Annotated in this window: 9 protein-coding genes and 2 pseudogenes; 1 reads left to right on the forward strand and 10 read right to left on the reverse strand. The window is 68.3% G+C overall.

Features of this window, described 5'->3' with window-relative positions:
* The 10 genes and pseudogenes from FBY21_RS06800 to FBY21_RS06840 form a co-directional block, all read right to left on the reverse strand.
* The gene (locus tag FBY21_RS06800; protein ID WP_142009731.1) at positions 1 to 498 is read right to left on the reverse strand and encodes a DinB family protein; all 498 of its coding nucleotides are present in this window, start codon (positions 496 to 498) and stop codon (positions 1 to 3) included.
* Between the two features lie 122 nt (positions 499 to 620).
* Positions 621 to 2303, reverse strand: a complete 1683-nt coding sequence (locus tag FBY21_RS06805; protein ID WP_044403924.1) for a BCCT family transporter — start codon at positions 2301 to 2303, stop codon at positions 621 to 623.
* A gap of 207 nt (positions 2304 to 2510) precedes the next feature.
* Positions 2511 to 3017 (reverse strand): annotated as a pseudogene (locus FBY21_RS30195) (methyl-accepting chemotaxis protein); the annotation flags it as partial.
* 348 nt (positions 3018 to 3365) lie between these two features.
* Positions 3366 to 4451: pseudogene (locus FBY21_RS30200) on the reverse strand (cache domain-containing protein); the annotation flags it as partial.
* 185 nt (positions 4452 to 4636) lie between these two features.
* Complete coding sequence (locus tag FBY21_RS06815; RefSeq protein WP_142009736.1) at positions 4637 to 5260, reverse strand: hypothetical protein; 624 nt, start codon at positions 5258 to 5260, stop codon at positions 4637 to 4639.
* A gap of 35 nt (positions 5261 to 5295) precedes the next feature.
* Positions 5296 to 5868: a DUF1993 family protein gene (locus FBY21_RS06820; protein WP_142009738.1), complete on the reverse strand. Its 573-nt coding sequence runs from the start codon at positions 5866 to 5868 to the stop codon at positions 5296 to 5298.
* 75 nt (positions 5869 to 5943) lie between these two features.
* Positions 5944 to 7596 carry a ShlB/FhaC/HecB family hemolysin secretion/activation protein gene (locus FBY21_RS06825; protein WP_142009740.1) on the reverse strand — a complete coding sequence of 551 codons (1653 nt, stop codon included), beginning with the start codon at positions 7594 to 7596 and terminating at the stop codon, positions 5944 to 5946.
* A gap of 2 nt (positions 7597 to 7598) precedes the next feature.
* On the reverse strand, positions 7599 to 13568 hold the full coding sequence (locus FBY21_RS06830; RefSeq protein ID WP_142009742.1) for an MBG domain-containing protein: 5970 nt from the start codon (positions 13566 to 13568) through the stop codon (positions 7599 to 7601).
* Positions 13569 to 13682: 114 nt separating this feature from the next.
* Complete coding sequence (locus FBY21_RS06835; protein ID WP_142009744.1) at positions 13683 to 15257, reverse strand: sensor domain-containing diguanylate cyclase; 1575 nt, start codon at positions 15255 to 15257, stop codon at positions 13683 to 13685.
* A 191-nt stretch (positions 15258 to 15448) separates the two neighbouring features.
* Positions 15449 to 16411: a DMT family transporter gene (locus tag FBY21_RS06840; RefSeq protein ID WP_142009746.1), complete on the reverse strand. Its 963-nt coding sequence runs from the start codon at positions 16409 to 16411 to the stop codon at positions 15449 to 15451.
* A 98-nt stretch (positions 16412 to 16509) separates the two neighbouring features.
* Here FBY21_RS06840 and FBY21_RS06845 point away from each other — a divergent pair, with 98 nt between their 5' ends.
* Positions 16510 to 17394, forward strand: coding sequence for a LysR substrate-binding domain-containing protein (locus tag FBY21_RS06845; protein ID WP_074971212.1), 885 nt, complete (start codon positions 16510 to 16512; stop codon positions 17392 to 17394).
* The last annotated feature ends 60 nt before the right edge of the window (positions 17395 to 17454 follow it).

A 17454-nucleotide genomic window follows, 5' to 3' on the forward strand; every position in this document is an offset into this window, starting at 1 on the left:
TCAGCGCACCGGCGCATCAAAGGGTTGTCGACGCTCCGGCTGCACCGCGTGCAGGTACACGGTGTAGGTGTCGGCGGGATGGGGCACGCCGGCCAGGTCCAGGGCATGGGCGATGTTGCCCCGGTGGTAGGTGCCGTGGTTGAGCACGTGGAAGAGCATTTCCTGGCGGCTCATGCGCCCGGCCTGGCCGTCGGTGAAGCGGAAGGTGATCTCGCCATCGGCCGGGTCCTCGGCCTGGGCGGCGTACCACTGGCTGGACGCCAGCAGCCGCTCGCGCAGCACCGCGTAGGGCGGCACGGCCTGGCTGTTGGTGGCCGGGTGCGGCTCGGCCACGCCGCTCAGGCGGGCGCGGAACAGGTCTTCGACGATGACCATGTGGCTGAGCTGCTGCAGGGTGAAGGCCAGCGAATCGGCAAAGCGGCTGGCATCGATCAGGGCGATGGCGTCCAGGGTGCGCCGGTCCGCCCAGCATTTGTAGTGAAAGGCCTGAGCCAACATCCGTGTACCTCGCAGTCGCAGGGGAACGCGGAGGCCGCTCGCCCCCGCCAAGGTGCGGCAGTAGAGCGGAAATCCGCGCCCTCTGCCACCACCCCGTTCACGCCTGCGAGGTCCTGTGCGCCCTACCCGCCTGCCATCGAGCGGCGCACCTGGCCACGGGGCTCGCTGAGCAGGCCCTTGACCACCGCGACACACCCCACCAGCAGGACGAAGGTGAACGGCAGGCCGGTGGACACCGCCATCGCCTGCAATGCCGCCAGGCCGCCGCCGACCAGCAGGACGATGGCCAGCACGCCCTGCAGTACGACCCAGAACACCCGCTGCACCACCGGTGCATTGAGCTTGCCGCCGGCGGTGATGGTGTCGATCACCAGGGAGCCGGAATCGGACGAGGTGATGAAGAACAGCAGCGCCAGGACGATGCCGACGAAGGAGGTGATTGCACTCCAGGGCAGGTGCGCGAGCATCACGAACAGCTTCAGTTCCAGGGCGGCCTCCTGCACCCCGGCGAGGCCGCTGAACACCTGGTGCAGCGCGGCGCCGCCGAAGGAGCTCATCCAGAACACCGACACCAGCGAAGGCACCAGCAGCACCGCGATGAGGAATTCACGCACGGTGCGCCCCCGGCTGATGCGGGCGATGAACATGCCGACGAAGGGCGACCAGCTCACCCACCAGGCCCAGTAGAAGGCCGTCCAGCCCTGGCTGAAGGCGGCATCGCTGCGTTCCAGCGGGTTGGACAGCGCCGGCAGGTACTGCAGGTAGGCGCCGAGGTTGTCCAGGGTGCCGGCCAGCAGCACGCGGGTGGGCCCGGCGAGGACCACGAAGAACAGCAGCGCCACGGCCAGGACCATGGTCAGCTCGGACATGCGCTTGATGCCCTTGTTCACCCCGGCGGCCACCGAGGACAGCGTCACCAGGGTGATGGCCACGATCAGCACCACCTTGGCGGTGAGCGAGGCGCCGGTGCCGAAGAGGAAGTCGATGCCCGCCGCCGCCTGTTCCGCGCCCAGGCCCAGGGAAGTGACCAGGCCGAACAGCGTGGCGAACACCGCGAGGATGTCGATCACATGCCCCGGCCAGCCCCACACCCGCTCACCGAGCAGGGGGTGGAAGATCGAGCGGATCGACAGCGGCAGCCCCTTGTTGAAGGAGAACAGCGCCAGGGCCAGCGCCACGATGGCGTAGATCGCCCAGGGGTGCAGACCCCAGTGGAAGATGCTCGCCGCCATGCTCAGGCGCGCGGCCTCGGCGGGGTTGCCCGGCGCACCGGCCAGCGGTGCCCAGTCGATGCGCGCCCCGCCCTCGCCCAGCTGCGGGCCGGCCAGGGCGGTCTGGTAGTGGGAGATGGGTTCGGCGACGCCGTAGAACATCAGCCCGATGCCCATGCCGGCAGCGAACAGCATGGAAAACCAGCTGCCGTAGGAGTAGTCCGGCCGGGCCTGGGTGCCACCGAGGCGCACCCGCCCCAGGGGCGAGACCACCAGGGCCAGGCACAGCACCACGAACACGTTCGCCGCACCGAGGAAGAAGCCGTTGAGGCGACCGGTGAGCAGGTCGCGCAGGCCGGTGAACAGCGGTTCCACCGCCTCGCGGAATACCAGCGTCAGCACCACGAAGAGCAGCACGGTGAGCGCCGAGGTGAGGAACACTGCGCCGTGGATGTCGAAAGGCACCAGCCAGTGCCCACGGAGATTGTCCTGGCCGACGCGGTAGCCGGTGAGGATCGGGTTGGCGTCACCCGAAGGTGGCGGGATGTCGCTCGACGCGGTATCGGTTCGGTGGGACGCGGTGGCGTGGCTCAAGGGGCTGCTCCGTGGTCGTCGGCCGTGGGCTCGGTCAAGGCCGTCCAACCTAGCAAAGCGCGTTGCCGGGCCAGGGCCGACAAGCGGCATGCAACCAACCAGAAGCGACACCCTGGCAGGAAGCCGGGCGATCAACAGCCATGTTCGCCCGGCCGGAAACGCCACCGCCGGCAGGGTGCCGGCGGTGGAAGGTACGAACTGAAGGGCTCAGGCCTTGAAGCGCCCCACCAGCCCATGCAGCTGCTCGGAGAGCTGGGCCAGCTCGTGGGAGTCGCGCCGCGCCGATTGCGCGAGGTTCTCCACCAGCAGCGCATCGTCCTGGATCTGCGCGATGTGGCGGTTGATGTCCTCGGCCACGTGGTGCTGCTCTTCGGCCGCCGTGGCGATCTGGGTGTTCTGGTCGCGGATGTGGTCCACCGCGCCACGGATCTGCTCGAAGCTCTTGCTGGCGAGGTCGATGCGCTCGACGCTGGCGCGGGACATTTCCAGGCTGTTCTGCATCTGCCGGGTCACGTCCTGGGTGCGCCGGGCGAGGCCACCGAGCAGGCTGTCGATCTCGCCGGTGGACACGGCGGTGCGCTGCGCCAGGGCCCGCACCTCATCCGCCACCACGGCGAAGCCGCGCCCCTGCTCGCCGGCCCGCGCGGCCTCGATGGCGGCGTTGAGCGCCAGCAGGTTGGTCTGCTCGGCGATGGAGCGGATGGTGTCGAGGATGGCGTTGATGTTCTGGCTGTCCTTCTCCAGCTCCTGGAGGGATTCGGCGGACTGCTTCAGGTTCTCGCTCAGGCGCAGCACGCTTTCGGTGGCGCCTTCGATCTGGGTCTGCCCGGTGTGCACCTGGCGCTGGCCGTCGTCGGCGGAGGTGGCCGCCGCGCTGCAGGAGCGGGCCACTTCGTTGGCGGTGGCCACCATCTCGTTGAAGGCGGTGGAGACCATCTCCACGGCTCCACGCTGGCGCTCGGCGACATCGTTCATCTCGCGGGCCACGCGGGTGCTGCCCTCGGAGGTGTGCCGCAGGGCCGCCGAGGCCTCGACGATGCGCTGCACCAGCTGGCGGATGGCGCCGAGGAACTGGTTGAACCAGCCCGCCAGCACGGCGGTTTCATCCTTGCCGGTGACCGAGAGGCTGCGGGTCAGGTCGCCCTCGCCCTGGGCGATGCCTTCCAGGCCATCGGCCACGCTGCGGATCGGGTTGACGATGAGGTTGGCGAACACCGCGCCGACCACCGCGAACAGCACGGCGAGCACCGCCACGATGATGCCGATCTGCCAGGCCAGGGCGTTGGCCTTGGCCATCACCTCGCCGTGTTCGATCAGGCCGATGAAGTGCCAGCCGAGCCCCTGGGAGGCCCAGACGTTGGCCATGTAGCGCTTGCCGTTGAGCTCCACCTGAGCGGAGCCCTGGGTGACCGCCAGTTTGGCGTAGCCATCGCCGAGGTCCTTGAGGGGCTTGAAGTTATGAGCGGAATCGCTCGGGTCGACCAAGACGTTGCCGTTGTCTTCCACCAGCATCAGGTAGCCGGTTTCGCCGATGTGGATCTGCTTGACCAGGTCGGTGAGCTGCTTGAGTGACACGTCCAGCCCCACCACGCCCGAAAGCTTGCCCTGGGCGTCGTTCACGGTATGCACAGTACCGATCAGCACGGCGTCGTCGGGCGCCCAGTAATAGGCGGCGGTGCGCACGGTGGTGCCCGGCTTCGCCACGGCGGCCTGGTACCAGGGGCGCACGCGCGGGTCGTAGTTCTTCAGGGTCGGGTCGGCGGGCCAGGTGGCATAGCCCCCGTCGATGCGACCGTAGGATAGGTAGGCGGTGGTCGGGTGGGATTTGGCGAAGTTGCCGAAGAGCGTTTCCAATGCCTTGCTGGTGTCGGTCAGCGGGCGGCTGGCGGCGTCATCGCCGGTATAGATCTTCAGGTCCGTGGCGGCTGCCACTTCCGGCAACGAGGCGATGTACTCGACGTTCTCGCTGATGCCTCGAAAGAACATGGTCATGGCGTTGTCGATCTGGCGGATCTCGCGGTTGCTGCCATCGAGGAAGTCCGCCTCGGCCTGGGACCGCAGGTTGTAGATCACCACCACGGCGACCAGCAGGATGGGCACGCACGCGATGGCCGCGAAGGCCCAGGTCAGCTTCTGCTTGATGTTCATTCCAAGTGCTCTCGAGAGTGGGTGTTCGCCACGTGCGGTACGGCGCGTCGCGGAGGGGAACGACCCGGCTATCGGCGATGCCCTCGCCTCCTTGAGGTCGCATGTCGTCCGTGACAAAACGATGTCGTTTACCGACGACTACCGCTGGAGCATAGGAGGAAATGGCGGGGTTTCCACGGTGGTGCTCAGGACGCTTCCTCACGACGAAGACGCTGCAGAAACGTCTCGGCATCTGCAGCCCAATCACTCTGGGAATGCTGCTCTGGGTACAGATAAACGCCGTAGAGCGCACTTGCACGACAGGGAAGCCGCGAGTAGTCCCAGGCCTTGTCGTCGGAAAAAACAAAACCCTCGGTCAGCTCTGCCAACGCGCCGGCGTACAGACCATGAGCCAGCTGGATCAGCGCAGACGCCCCAAAATACCGGCTGAGGCACCAGTAGTAACCGAGGGACAGGCTGTCCTCAATGCACGAAGTCAATGCCATGGCAGGCGGGTGCTCGGCACACAGCCCACGCCAATACTCACGCTCAACATCGTCGACACGTTCCATCGACAGAGAAAACGCACTTCCATCTCGCTCATCGCAAACCAGCAACTGCTGCCCCACGTTCATGACGGACGCATGAGTAGGCGCGACCTGTGCAAGCAAGGGCTCTCCACCCTCCCAGACAGTAGCGGTCAACGTCCGTATGGCGGGAAGCCCCAGGAGCGCGAGCCGCTCGCGGACACGTCGAGCACCCAACTCCAATAACTCCTCCAGGCAGGGCCGGTAGGGCGAGCCCGGATAAACCTCGAACGAGACAGCCATGAATGCTCCCAGGAACACGAACGCAGACGAAACCGTTACCCCTGCGGCACGGTCCCCGGCCGCAGGTAGGCGAACATGTGCGCGACGTAGTCGGCCTTGCCCAGCGCCACGCCGTGGTGGCGAAGGATGGCGTAGCCGGTGATGGCGTGGAAGTAGAACTGCGGCAGGGCCCAGTCCCGGGCGTACTGCTCGGCGCTCATGTCGAAGACCATGCCATTGGGCAGCTCCAGGGCGATGGGCGCGTCCATCCGGCCATCCAGCGCGGCCGGTTCCAGTGCAGCCAGTTCGGCCAGGGCATCGCGCAGGCACGCCTGGGCCTGCTCCAGCGAGCCGGGGTGGTCATGGGCGACCCAGGCCTGGCGACGGCGTTCCAGCCAGCCTTCCGGGATCGACTGGCCGCGCAGCCGGTAGCAGGGTTCCAGCGCCTGGAAGGCAGCGAAGCGCACCTGGGCAGCCAGCGGGTACATGTCGGGGGCCAGCTTCAGCGCCAGCCAGGCGTCGGCGTCCTCGCCGTGCTCACGGACATGAAGGGAGGCTTTCTCCAGCCATTGGGCCAGGCTGTTCAGCTGGTTCGAGAAGGTCGGGACGAGCAGGTGCGTCAGTGACATGGCGAACTCCTGGTGCAGGGGTTCGCCACTCTACGCCGCCCGCGTTGCCCCTGCCCATCAGGCGGGGGCAACGGCTCAGAAGGCGCGCACCACCTGGGCCCAGACCCGCGGCGTGCGTTCCACGTCGCTCTCGGCTTCGGCGTTGCCCAGCTTCCAGGCCGCCACGGCGTTGACCTGCCAGCCATGGGCCGCCCACAGGGCGCCGAAGCCGGCGCCGGAGAGGCTGCGGTGGTTGTCGCCCGAGGTCCAGGTGTCCTTGTTCAGGCGCACTTCGCCGTGGTCGACGAAGGTGGACAGCTGCCAGGCCTCCGTGAGGGCGTAGCGCAGCTCGACGTTGGCCAGCCAGCCCCGGTCGCCGGAGGCCTCGCCCTGGGGGTAGGCGCGAACGCCGTAGGCGCCGCCCAGGTAGAGCTTCTCGGAGCTGTCCAGGTTGCCGTCGGCCCACTGGCCCTGGAGCTGGGTGTAGAGGCTGAAGCGGTCGCTGAGGCGCTGCAGGCGCACCAGGCTGGGGTTGAGCTTGTGGAAGCGTCCACGGGTGCCGGCGGTGGCGTCGTCGGTGCGCTGGGCCTGGGCGCCGTCGAGGGTCAGGCTGCCCTGGCTCCAGCCGAGCGCGAAGCTGTTGACCCCGCCGCCGAGCAGGGCGTCACGGCTGTTGCCGTTGAGGGTCAGGGTGACGACGCGGGCGTGCTTGTCGCTCTTCTCGTCGAACAGGTCGATGTCGTCCTTCAGGCGCTTGTCGTCGAACTGCAGCTGGGTGAACAGGCTGAAGTCCCGCGAGCGCACCAGCGGCTGGATGGCGTAGACGCTGGCGATGCGCGCGTTGCCGTGGGCGCGCAGGTCCTCGAAGTCCTTGCCCAGCTCGTAGTCCATGTCCGAGTAGGCGACACCGAACTGGGTGGCCCAGGGGCCGAGCGGCAACTGGTAGGCCACGCGGCCGTAGTGCTGGTCCTGGTCGCTGCCCATGGCCCGCAGGCTGAGACGGTCGCCGAGGTTGAGCGGGTTGTTCAGGTTCAGGGTGCCGCCCAGGCGGTACTGGCCGACGAAGCGGTTGCCGTAGTTGTCCATGTCCACCGAGCCGGTGACCAGGGGCGCCTGCTGCAGGCCCACCAGCAGGTCGGTGGTGCCGGTGCTGGCACCGGGGCGCAGGGTGGACTTCACCTCCACGCCGGGGGTGTCCTGCAGCAACAACAGGCTGCGTTCCAGCGGCTGGCCCTGTACGGCATCGCCGGCCTTCAGCGCGGACAGCGGCGCCAGGGCGCTGCCGCCCAGGCCCACCGGGTTGTCCACCTTGATCTCGCCGTAGCGCCCTTCCAGCACGGCGATCTTCACCACGCCGCCCTCGATCTCCTGGGCCGGCAGGTAGGCGCGCGCCAGGGGGTAGCCCTGCTCGCGGTAACGCCGGGTGATGCGGTTGGCGGCGGCCTGCAGCTGGCCGACGCTGAGCTCCTTGCCGGGCAGGTCCGCCAGCAGGCCCAGCAGCTCCTCGCTGCCCAGCGCGCTGTTGCCTTCCAGGGTGAAGCCGTTGACCTGCAGGCGCGGGCCGGCGTCCGCCGCCGGGTCGGCGGGTGCGTCCGGCAGGTTGAGCGGCAGGGACTGCCGGGGGCTGAGCTGCAGGGGTTGCTGGTCGAGGCCCTGCTGCACCTGGCCGGCATCCGGCGCGGTGGCGGCGGAGACGGACAGGCTGATCAGTGAGGCGGCAAGGCCGGCCAGCACGGGTGTCGAACGCATCTTCAGATTCCTTCGGGAAGACGAATGCCGTTGTTGACGAGGTTGAGCTGCGCGCCGAACTCGGCCGGTGCGAAGAGTGCCGGGGTGACCACCACCAGCGGCCGCTCGGTTTCGCTGCCAGGCTGTTTGCCGGTCATCTGCGCCACCTGCACGCGCGGATCGCTGACGGTGCTGGAAGGCAGGGTCCCGGTGACGGTGAGCAGGCCGTCGACATAGCTGATGTCGTAGTTGGCCAGGCCACTGCCCAGGGCGTTGCTGGCGACGATGGCGTAGTTGCCGGCCGCAGCCCCTGCCCCGGCACCGCTGCTGGCCAGGCTGACACCGCTGACCTGGTCCCCCGCCACCAGCCCGGCGGTGGTGAAGCCGCTGAGGTTCGCCACCTGGCCGGCGGTCTTGCTGGCGTCGCTGGCGGTGATGGTCAGCGCGGCCTTGTCGATGGCCAGGGTGCCGTTGCCGTAGGTGATGTCGTAGTTGCTCAGTCCGGTGCCCTGGGCGTTGCTGGCAACGATGGCGTAGTTGCCGACGCCAGCATTGAAGACAGAGCCCAGGCTGGCTAGATCCACGCCACTGACCTGGTCGCCCGCTACCAGGCCCGAGGTGGTGAAGCCGCTCAGCGAAGCAGTTTGGCCGTAGGTCTTGCTGGCGTTGCTGGCGGTGATGGTCAGCGCCGCCTTGTCGATGGTCAGGGTGCCGGCGAGCATCTCGATGTCGTAGCCGAACTGGCTGGAATAGAGCCCGCTCGCGCGCAGGTTGGCGCCGCTGTAGGTGCCGGCGTTGGCGCTGTTGGCCGTGTAGAGGGCGCTGCCGGAAACCAGGGCCGGGTCGTAGCCGATGGGGTACACCAGGGCGCCGGTGCTGCTGGTGGCGCTGCCGTCGTAGGTCTTGCTGGCGTTGCCGACGTTGACGCTGAGGGCAGTCATGAAGCTGCGCAGCAGCGGCGCGCTGTGGCCTTCGTACATGCGCCAGGTGGCGCCCGTGCCACCGGCATCATCGATGCTCCAGCCGGCCGCCACGAAGGGCGCCAGGCTGGTGAGCTGGGCGCTGGTCAACCCGGAGATGCCGCTGGCATTGCCGGCCCCGGCGCCCTGGGCCAGGCCGCTGGTGGTGGTGTTCCAGAAGCTGCCGGTGGCGGTGCCGACATTGCTGCCCACCAGGCCGCCGACCGCGCCGACGCTGGAGCTGGGCGTGCCTGTGGAATAGACACGCAGCAGGCTGCCGTCGTTGAACCCGACCAGGCCGCCTGCCGTGGCGCTGCCCTGGGCGCTGCCGGTGGCGTAGCTGTCGCGGATGGTGCCGGTGCTGGCGTTGCTGCCGGCCAGGCCGCCGCCATTCAGGCCGCCGCTGGCGCTGCCCGTGGCCAGGGACTCGCTGAGGGTCCCGGCGTTGGTGCCGACCAGGGTGCCGACGTTGCCCGTGCCGGTGACGGCGGTGTCGCTGCTGACCCGCTCGACCACCCCGGCGGCGGCGTTGTAGCCCACCAGGGCACCGGTGTAGCTGCCACCGGCCACGCTGCCACCCACCAGGTTGAGGTTGCCGACGTAGCCGGCGTTGTAGCCGAACAGGCCGCTGTAGGTGCTGCCGGGACGGTTGATGGCCAGGCCGCTGATGCGATGCCCCTGCCCGTCGAACCGGCCGGTGAAGGGGTTGGCCAGGCTGCCGATGGAGAGGAAGCCGGCGCCGCTGTTCCACAGCGCGCTGCTGGAGGCATTGATGTCGTTCGCCAGGACGAAGCGGCTGCCCGCCAGGCTGGTGGAGGCCAGGCCCTGCAGGCCATAGACATCGGTGATGCGGTACGGCGTGGCGAGGCTGCCGTCACCGCCCAGGGCGCGCACGAAGGTGGCACCGGGGCTGAGGCGGAAGTCGGTGACGCTGAAGCTGGGCAGGCTGGCGGCCACCTGGCTCCAGGTGCCGCCGGTGAGATTCAGCACGCCGAGGTTGACGCCCCCGTTGCTGGTCGCGGTGCCGGCAGCAGAGAGGGTCAGGCTGCCGCTGGCGGCGTCGATGCCATCCCCCAGCAGGACGTTGCCGCCATTGCTGGTGCTGAGGGTCAGCCCGGCGTTGTCGCCCCAGGTCAGGCGGTCGGCCACGTTGAGGTTGCCGCCTGCCGACAGCTGGCGGGTGCCGCTGATGCCGAAGGCACCGCCGCTGTCGAGGCTGAGCAGGCCGCCGGAGCCGAGGTTGGTGTCCAGGCTGTAGTTGGCGGCGCTGGCAGCCAGGTAGAGGCCGTAGCCGCTGCTGGTGAGGGCTGAGAAGTCGCTGGACGAGAGGAACGCCAGGTCGGCATCGGCATAACTGCCGCGCGCGGCCAGGTAGCGGCTGCGGGTCGCCGAGAGGCTGCCCTGCCCCGTGGCCAGGCGCGCGGCGGAGCTGTAGACGTCCAGCCCCTGGATGCCGTTGGTGCCGATCACGTCGCCGAAGCCGGCGCCGGTGTCGACGTTGCCATCCAGGTAGGCGATGGCGCCGTTGGCATCCAGACCGCTGGCATCGCTGAGGATGTAGTAGTAGCCGTCCGCCCCGCTGCTGCCGCTGCCGATGGCAACGCCGCCGGATACGGCGGTCAGCGTCACGCCCGCCAGGGCCGTGCTGCCGCCATTGCTGAAAGCCTTGCCGCTGATGGCGATGGGCGTGGTGCTGTAGCGCCATGTGAAGTACGGGTAGAGGTTAGCGCCGGTGCCCCATATGGACGAGGAGAAGCCGGACGGCAGCCCACCTTGGAGCTGCGCGGTGGTACGCCCGGTGATGCCGGTCATCAGGCCGCCGAACGCGGCCTGCGACTGGCCACTGGTCTGGGTGCTCCAGTAGGCGTTGCTGATGGCGCCGTTGGTACCGTTGTTGTAGCCGACGAAGCCACCCAGCTGGGTGCCGCCGGCGACGTAGCCGGTGGAGTAGCTGTTGCTGATGGTGCCGTTGATGAAATTGACCCCGGCGAAGCCGCCGATGTTGCTCGCAGAGCCCTGGCCGATCACCGCGCCGGTGGCGTAGGAGTCGGTGATGCTGCCTTCGTTGTGGCCGACGAAACCGCCGACCGGCCCCGACGACGCCCTCACCGTGCCGGTGGCGTAGGACTGGCTGATGGAGCCACCGTCGCCGCTGTAGCCGTTGGCGCCCACCAGACCACCGACATAGCCGAGGTTTGCGGTCGTGTTGGTGCCGGTGACGTTACCGGTGGCATAGGAGCGGGTGATGCTGCCGCCGTTGACGTTGAAGCCGACCAGGCCACCGACCTGGTAGCCGGCCCCGGTGACATTGCCGGTGGCGGAGGCATCGGCGATGGCGCCGCTGTCGTTGGTGCCTATCAGCCCGCCGGTATTGGCTTCGCTGGTGCTGGTGCCGTTGACCGTGGTGCTGGCCGATGCGTTGCCGAGGGTGCCGCCCTGCATGTAACCGACCAGGGCACCGACGTTGTCTCTGCCGGTGACGTTGCCGCCCACCAGCTTGACGTTGGCCAGGGTCGCGCCGGAGGTGTAGCCGAACAGGCCGACATAGTCGGTGGCCGCGCGGTTGATGGCCAGGCCGCTGATGCTGTGGCCCTGCCCGTCGAAGCTGCCGGTGAATTGCTGTGCGTTGCTGCCGACCGGGCGGAAACCCGACGCGCCCCATACCTCGCCGTAGTAGCCGCCGCTGGCGGCCATGGCGCTGGCCAGGCTCAGGTCGGTGCCCAGGCGGTAATTGGCTGTCAGGTCCAGCCCCATCAGTTGCAGGGCGTGGGGGGTGAAGAGGGTCGTGGAGTATTCGTTGCGCAGCATCGGCCGGGTATCGCCTTCGAACATCACCCACATGTTGGTGAAGTCGAAGCCGGTGTAGGCCGACTGGTTGCGCACGGCGCTGGTCAGGCCGGTACCGCCGCCCAGGGAGCTGGACTGGCCGGTGCTGTTGATGTCCCAGTAGCTGGTGTTGACGGTGATGGTGGGCAGGTAGCCGCCACCGATCAGGCCGCCCGTGGTGGTGTAGCCGGTGACCTTGCCGCTGGCGTAGGTGTTGGTCAGCGTCGCGCTGGAGATCACCTCGCCCAGCAGCCCACCCGCAAACGCACTGGTGTTGCTGACCGTGGCGGTGACCGAGCCGGTGGCATAGGAGTCGGCCATGGCAATGCTCTGGACGCTGCCCGCCAGCCCGCCCACCACGGTCAGGCCGGTCACGTCGGCGGCCGAGGACGAGTAGCGGATGATGCCGTTGTTGACCGTGCCGGCCAGGCCGCCGACGAAGGCCCCGGAGCCGGACACGCTGCCGGTCATGTGGACGTTGCTGAGGGTGCCGCCAAGGGTGGCGGCGATACCGCCGACGTTCATCTGGCCGGTGATGCGGGCATTCGACAGGGTCAGGTCACGGACGTTGCCGCTCACGGTGCGGAACAGCCCGACGTCGCTCTCCGACCCGCGGTTGATGGTCAGCTTGTCGATGCTGTGGCCAAGGCCGGCGAAGTTGGTGCTAACCCCGTCCAGCGGGTTGAAGCCGGCGCCACCGTTCCAGCCCGCGGTGGCGCTGGCGTCGATGTCGTTGCCCAGGGCGTAGAAGCCCGTGCTGGTGATGTTCTGCAACGCGCCGATGTCATGGATCAGGACGTAGCCGGTGCCCGCCAGGCTGAGGCTGGCATTGCTGCCGGACAGGGTCACGCGGGCGCCCTTGTTCAGGCTGTAGCTGCCGCTGTAGGACATGGACAGCCCGGCGTTGTTGCCAGTGGCGGTGATGTCCTTGTTGATGATGATGCTGCCGGCGGCGTTGAGCGCCAGTACGGTGTTGGCGTTCCAGCTGATGGGCGCGTCCACGGTGATGTTGCCGGCCTGGCTGCCGCCGACGCCGGTGGTCACCGTCACTCCGGTGCTGGCCAGGGCGTTGGTGAGTGTGGTGACGTTGAGCACGCTGTCGTTGGCGTTGCCGTTGAAGCCGCCCATTCCGGAGCTGGTGGCGTTGGAAATGGTCACGTTGTAGGGGTCGATCAGCCACTCGCCGGTCTTGCCCTTGGGCGCCAGGGTGGTGACCTTCACGTCGTCGGCGATCTGCACGTGGGCACCACTGGTCTCGATGAAACCGCCATTGCCGCCGTTGGGCGCGCTGGCATCGAGGGTGCCGGCCACCTTGACCACGCCGCCGTCGAAGTCGCCCATGAGCATGATCTTGCCGTCCTTCTGGCCCAGGGTGCGGGCCTCGATGACGCCGGTGTTGTTGACCACGGTCTTGAGCAGCGCATCGCCCGCGTCGGCGGTGAGCAGCACCTTGCCGCCGTCGGCGCGGATCAGCTTGTGGTTCTCCACCAGCGCATCCGCTGCGGCCTCGTCCACCTGGACCTTGAGCAGGCCGTCACCGGCGAAATCCAGGGTCATGGCATTGCCGGCCGCCAGGGCCACGCTGCCCTGCTGGGCGACGATCACCCCCTGGTTGCTGACGGTGCCCCCCAGCAGCGCCACGGCGCCGCCGTCGGCTGCGCTGAGGGTGCCCTGGTTGACCACGGCCGCCGGCGTGCCGTCGCCCTTGAAGCGGTAGTGGCCGCGTTCGAAATCCTGCGGGTCGATGTCCAGGGTCGAGGCCACCAGGCCGCCGACCTGGACCTGGGCACCGCTGCCGAACAGCACGCCGTTGGGGTTGACCAGGAACACCCGGCCGTTGGCATCCAGCTGGCCCATGATCTTCGAACCGTCGCTGCCAACCACGCGGTTGAGGGCGATGGCGTCACTGCCGGGCTGGTTGAAGGTCACGCGCTTGCCGGCACCGATGTCGAAGCTCTGCCAGTTGATCGCCAGCTTGTTGCTGGACTGGTCGATGACCATCTGCTGGGCGTTGGGCTGGCTGATGGCACCGCTGCCGGAAACCACCTGGCCACCGGTGGGCAGGTCGGCCGCCAGCGCCGCCACCGGAGCCAGCAGCGCGCACGCCAGGACCGCGCCGGACCCCGCCTTGCGCCGCCGGGCATGCTCATCGGCGACACACCAGGCACGCAGACGGGGATTCCAGACCAGCGAGAAGGCTCGATTCATGGCAGCAGTCCTTTGACGGCAAGAAAGGGCTCGGGAAAACCGCCGCTGTATACCACGCCGACTTTTTTGTAGGAATTGGCTGTCAGAAATTTTTTACAGTTAATATTTTTGACGTCAACTGATTGACTCGAACACCCGCGCTTCGTCCGCCATCACCCGGTTACGCCCGGCCTGCTTGGCCTGGTAGAGCAAGGCGTCCGCGCGCTTGAGCACGTCCTGCACGCTGCGCCCACCTCGAGGTGACCAGTGCACCACACCGAGAGACACAGTGATCTGGCCGACAGGCGCGATCGGCGTGGCCTCCTGCCGGGCGCGGAAGCGCTCGGCCACCTCCGCCGCCGTGCGCAGGGGCGCCTCGGGCAGCAGCAGGATGAACTCCTCGCCGCCGACACGACACGGCAGGTCCCGCTCCCGGCAACCCTGGCGCAACAGGTCGGCGAACTGGCGCAGCACATCGTCACCCGTGTCGTGGCCGAAGGTGTCGTTGACCCGCTTGAAGTGGTCGATGTCCAGGCTGATGACGGAGAACGGCGTGCCCAGCCGCTGCCAGGCCTGCAAACGCTCTTCCATGGCGCGCCGGTTGGCCAGCCCGGTGAGGGGGTCGCTCTTGGCCTGCAGGTCCAGTTGGCCGAGCTTGGCCCGGGTCACCTCCAGGCCCGCCAGCAGGGCCTGTTTGATCATCCACGCTTCGGCATACCAGGCCTTCACCCGCAGGGCCTTCTCCGCCCGCTCCGGCTGCGCGGCACTCTCGGCCAGTTGCCGCAGCGGGTGGCTGATGCGCGCGGAGATCCAGAGAATCAGTCCCACACCCAGCAGGCTCATGGGCAGCAGCCCGGCCAGCAGGCGCTTCATCAGCTCTTCCACGGCCGCCTGAGTCTCGGCCAGGGGCTGCTGCGCCACCACGCCCCAGCCACTCAACGGCACGCTGGCGTAGCCGGCGAGCATTTCCACGCCCCGCGTGTTGACCGCCTGCATGGCGCCGCTCTCGCCCTTGAGCACCGCGTCGACGATGGGGTTGGCGCCCAGGCGCTCGCCAACGCGGCTGGCGTCGGGGTGGAACAGCACCTTGCGGTCCGGGTCCACTAGGTAGACGTTGGACGCGTCGTGGTGGAAGTGCTGGCTGACGAGTGAATCCAGGGCATTGGGCTTGCCCAGGTAGATGGTGCCGCCGATCAGCCCCAGGTACTGGCCGTCGCGCCCCCAGATGGGGTGGGAGACGAAGACGATGAGGTTGCCCGCCAGGGAGCGGAATGCCGGGCTGACCATCGCCCGGCGCTGCTGCAGGGCCTCCCGCGAGCGCAGGGCCTGGCCGTTGATGCCCAGGCTGTCTGGCTTGGAGGCCACCACGGTGCCCTCGGCGTTGGCCACCAGCACGGTGTTGAAGCCGTGGTCCTGCATCAGCAGGCGCTCGGCCTCCAGAGCCATCTGCTTCGTGTCGCCCGGCACGTTGCCCAGCAGTGTGGCGCTGAAGCGCAGGCGTTCCAGGTCTCCGGACAGGCTTTCATTGATGCTGGCGGCGAGCTTGGCCGCGTAGGCACGGTTGGCTTCCAGGGCGTTCTGCACCAAAGCCTGGCGCTGGATGCCGTAGGTCACCAGCAGGTTATTGGCGAGCGTCGCCAGGGTCGCGGCAAGGGCGAACAGGAGAATGAGGCTGCGCAGATTGAGCTTGGGGGGCGGCCCGAACGGCATGGGTCATGTCCCGATGGGCGATCACTCGAAGGGGACTGCGATCCGTGCAGCAGGTCCTTGGGGCAATCGCATCGTAAAGGTGGGCAAGCGGGCTTTGGACGAGGCCATCACAGGCCCGGTAAAAGCCCGGAAAACGTGTGGATTTTACGCTTCGGCCAAGGCGAAACCAAGGCCGAAACAGCGCAGTGCCATCACCCACGCGCCACAGAAGTCGGCGCTGCCGCTACGCTCGGCGCAGGGCTGGCAGGCCGGAGACGGGATACGCCGAACAGCACCAGGGCCAACCCCGCCACCTGGTAGAGCGAGACCGCCTCGCCCAGCACCGCCCAGGACGCGAGGATGGTCAGCACCGGCCCCAGGTTGCCCACCGCCGCCGTCTGGGTCGCGCCCATGCGCTGGATCGCCAGGGCCATCCAGTAGATCGGCAGCACCGTCGAGAGCAGCGCCATGAACGCGGCATAGAGCCACACCTGCGCCGGCAGGTGCGTCAACTGGGTGATATCGGCCGTGATTGCGTAGTGCACCAGCACCATCAACGCCGAGGCGCTCCCGGCCAGGCCGGCCAGGCGCATCGAGCCCAGGCGCCGCAGCATCATCCCCGCCCCCAGGTAATAGAGGGCGTAGGTCACCGCGCTGGCGAACACCCAGGCCGAGCCCACCAGCACCTGGCTGCCCAGAGTCGAGGTGCTCACGTCGTGGAAAAGCGCCACCCCCAGCCCGGCATAGCAGATGCCCATGGCCAGCAAGGTGCGGCTGCCGGGGCGCTCGCGCAGGGCAACCATCTGGAACAGCATCACCAGGGTCGGGTAGGTGAACAGGATGAGCCGCTCCAGGCCGGCACTGATGGACTCCAGCCCATAGAAATCGAACAGGCTGGAGAGGTAGTAGCCCACCAGCCCCAGCAGCAGGATGCGCCCTCCATCGGCGGGCGACAGGCGCGCCTCGCCCGTCCCACGGCTCAGCCACAGCAGCCAGGCGAACAGCGGCAGTGCCAGCCCCATGCGCAGCGCCAGCACGGTGAGCGCATCCACCGGGGCGGCGGCGTAGGACAGCTTGACGAAGATCGCCTTGAGGCTGAAGCCCGCCGCCGAGAGCACGGCGAACAGGCTGCCGTTGCGCAGGCCGCGCTGGTACAGGGAAAACAGAGCGTTCATGAGGCAGGCCATCAGCAGGTAGAGCCTTATTCTGGACAGAACGCGAGAGGGCTAGAATCGGTTTTTCCAGAACCACCCTTTATGGAAATCAGAACGCCATGCACTTCGACCTGTCCGACCTGCGCCTGCTGAGCGCCATCGCCGCCACCGGCAGCCTGAGCAAGGCGGCGGCCACCTTTCCCGTGGCGGTCTCTGCGGCCAGCACTCGGCTGCGCCAGTTCGAATCCCGCTGCGGCATCACCCTCTTCACCCGCCGCGCCGACGGCATGACGCCCACCCCGTCCGGCCGCCTGGTGCTGGAGCGCTGCCACGCGCTGCTCAACGAAGCCCAGGGGCTCAAGGTGCTGCTGGAGGAGCTGGCCGGCCAGCAGCGCGTCGTCGTCCATCTGGCCGCCACCACCGTGGCCAACAGCTCCTTCCTGCCGGGCGCCCTCGGCCCCTTCCTGGCGGACTACCCCGAGGTGGACCTGCAGCTCACCGAGCAGACCAGCCGCGACGTGCTGCGGGGCGTGCAGGCCGGCGACATCGACATCGGCGTGTACGACGGCAACCTGCCCACCGGCGGGCTGATCTCCCTGCCCTTCCGCGACGACCGCCTGGTGATGCTGGTGCCTGCCGGCCACGCCCTCGCGCCGCTGCGCAGCGTCCACCTGCGCGACACTCTGGGCTACCCCTTCGTGTGCCTGCCGGCGGAGCGCTCCATGCAGCGCTTCGTCGAGGAAATGGCCCGGCAGAACGGCCTGCCGCTGATGGTGCGGGTCCGCGCACCGAGCTTCGACGCCATCGCCCAGCTGGTGGCCCAGGGCGCCGGCATCGCCATGCTTCCGGAGGCCGCCGCCCACCGCCTGACCCAGGAGCTGCCGGTGGCCATCGTCACCCTGGAGGACACCTGGGCCACCCGCGAGCTGCGCCTGTGCATCCGCGGCACCGATGGCCTCGGCTCCCACGCCCGGCAATTGCTCGGCTACCTGTCGCCGGGGTGAGGCGCAGTTGCCCCGGGTGGGCTTTTCTGCTGGGATGCCGCCTCACTTTCAACGGAGCAT

Origin of the sequence: Pseudomonas sp. SLBN-26, from assembly GCF_006715895.1 — a bacterium.
GTDB classification, from domain to species: Bacteria; Pseudomonadota; Gammaproteobacteria; order Pseudomonadales; family Pseudomonadaceae; genus Metapseudomonas; species Metapseudomonas otitidis.

Bases quoted from the DNA above. Each gene is read 5' to 3' on its own strand.
- FBY21_RS06800 (WP_142009731.1), bottom strand. From the start codon at position 498: ATGTTGGCTCAGGCCTTTCACTACAAATGCTGGGCGGACCGGCGCACC.
- FBY21_RS06815 (WP_142009736.1), bottom strand. From the start codon at position 5,260: ATGGCTGTCTCGTTCGAGGTTTATCCGGGCTCGCCCTACCGGCCCTGC.
- FBY21_RS06820 (WP_142009738.1), bottom strand. From the start codon at position 5,868: ATGTCACTGACGCACCTGCTCGTCCCGACCTTCTCGAACCAGCTGAAC.
- FBY21_RS06825 (WP_142009740.1), bottom strand. From the start codon at position 7,596: ATGCGTTCGACACCCGTGCTGGCCGGCCTTGCCGCCTCACTGATCAGC.
- FBY21_RS06830 (WP_142009742.1), bottom strand. From the start codon at position 13,568: ATGAATCGAGCCTTCTCGCTGGTCTGGAATCCCCGTCTGCGTGCCTGG.
- FBY21_RS06835 (WP_142009744.1), bottom strand. From the start codon at position 15,257: ATGCCGTTCGGGCCGCCCCCCAAGCTCAATCTGCGCAGCCTCATTCTC.
- FBY21_RS06840 (WP_142009746.1), bottom strand. From the start codon at position 16,411: ATGAACGCTCTGTTTTCCCTGTACCAGCGCGGCCTGCGCAACGGCAGC.
- FBY21_RS06845 (WP_074971212.1), top strand. From the start codon at position 16,510: ATGCACTTCGACCTGTCCGACCTGCGCCTGCTGAGCGCCATCGCCGCC.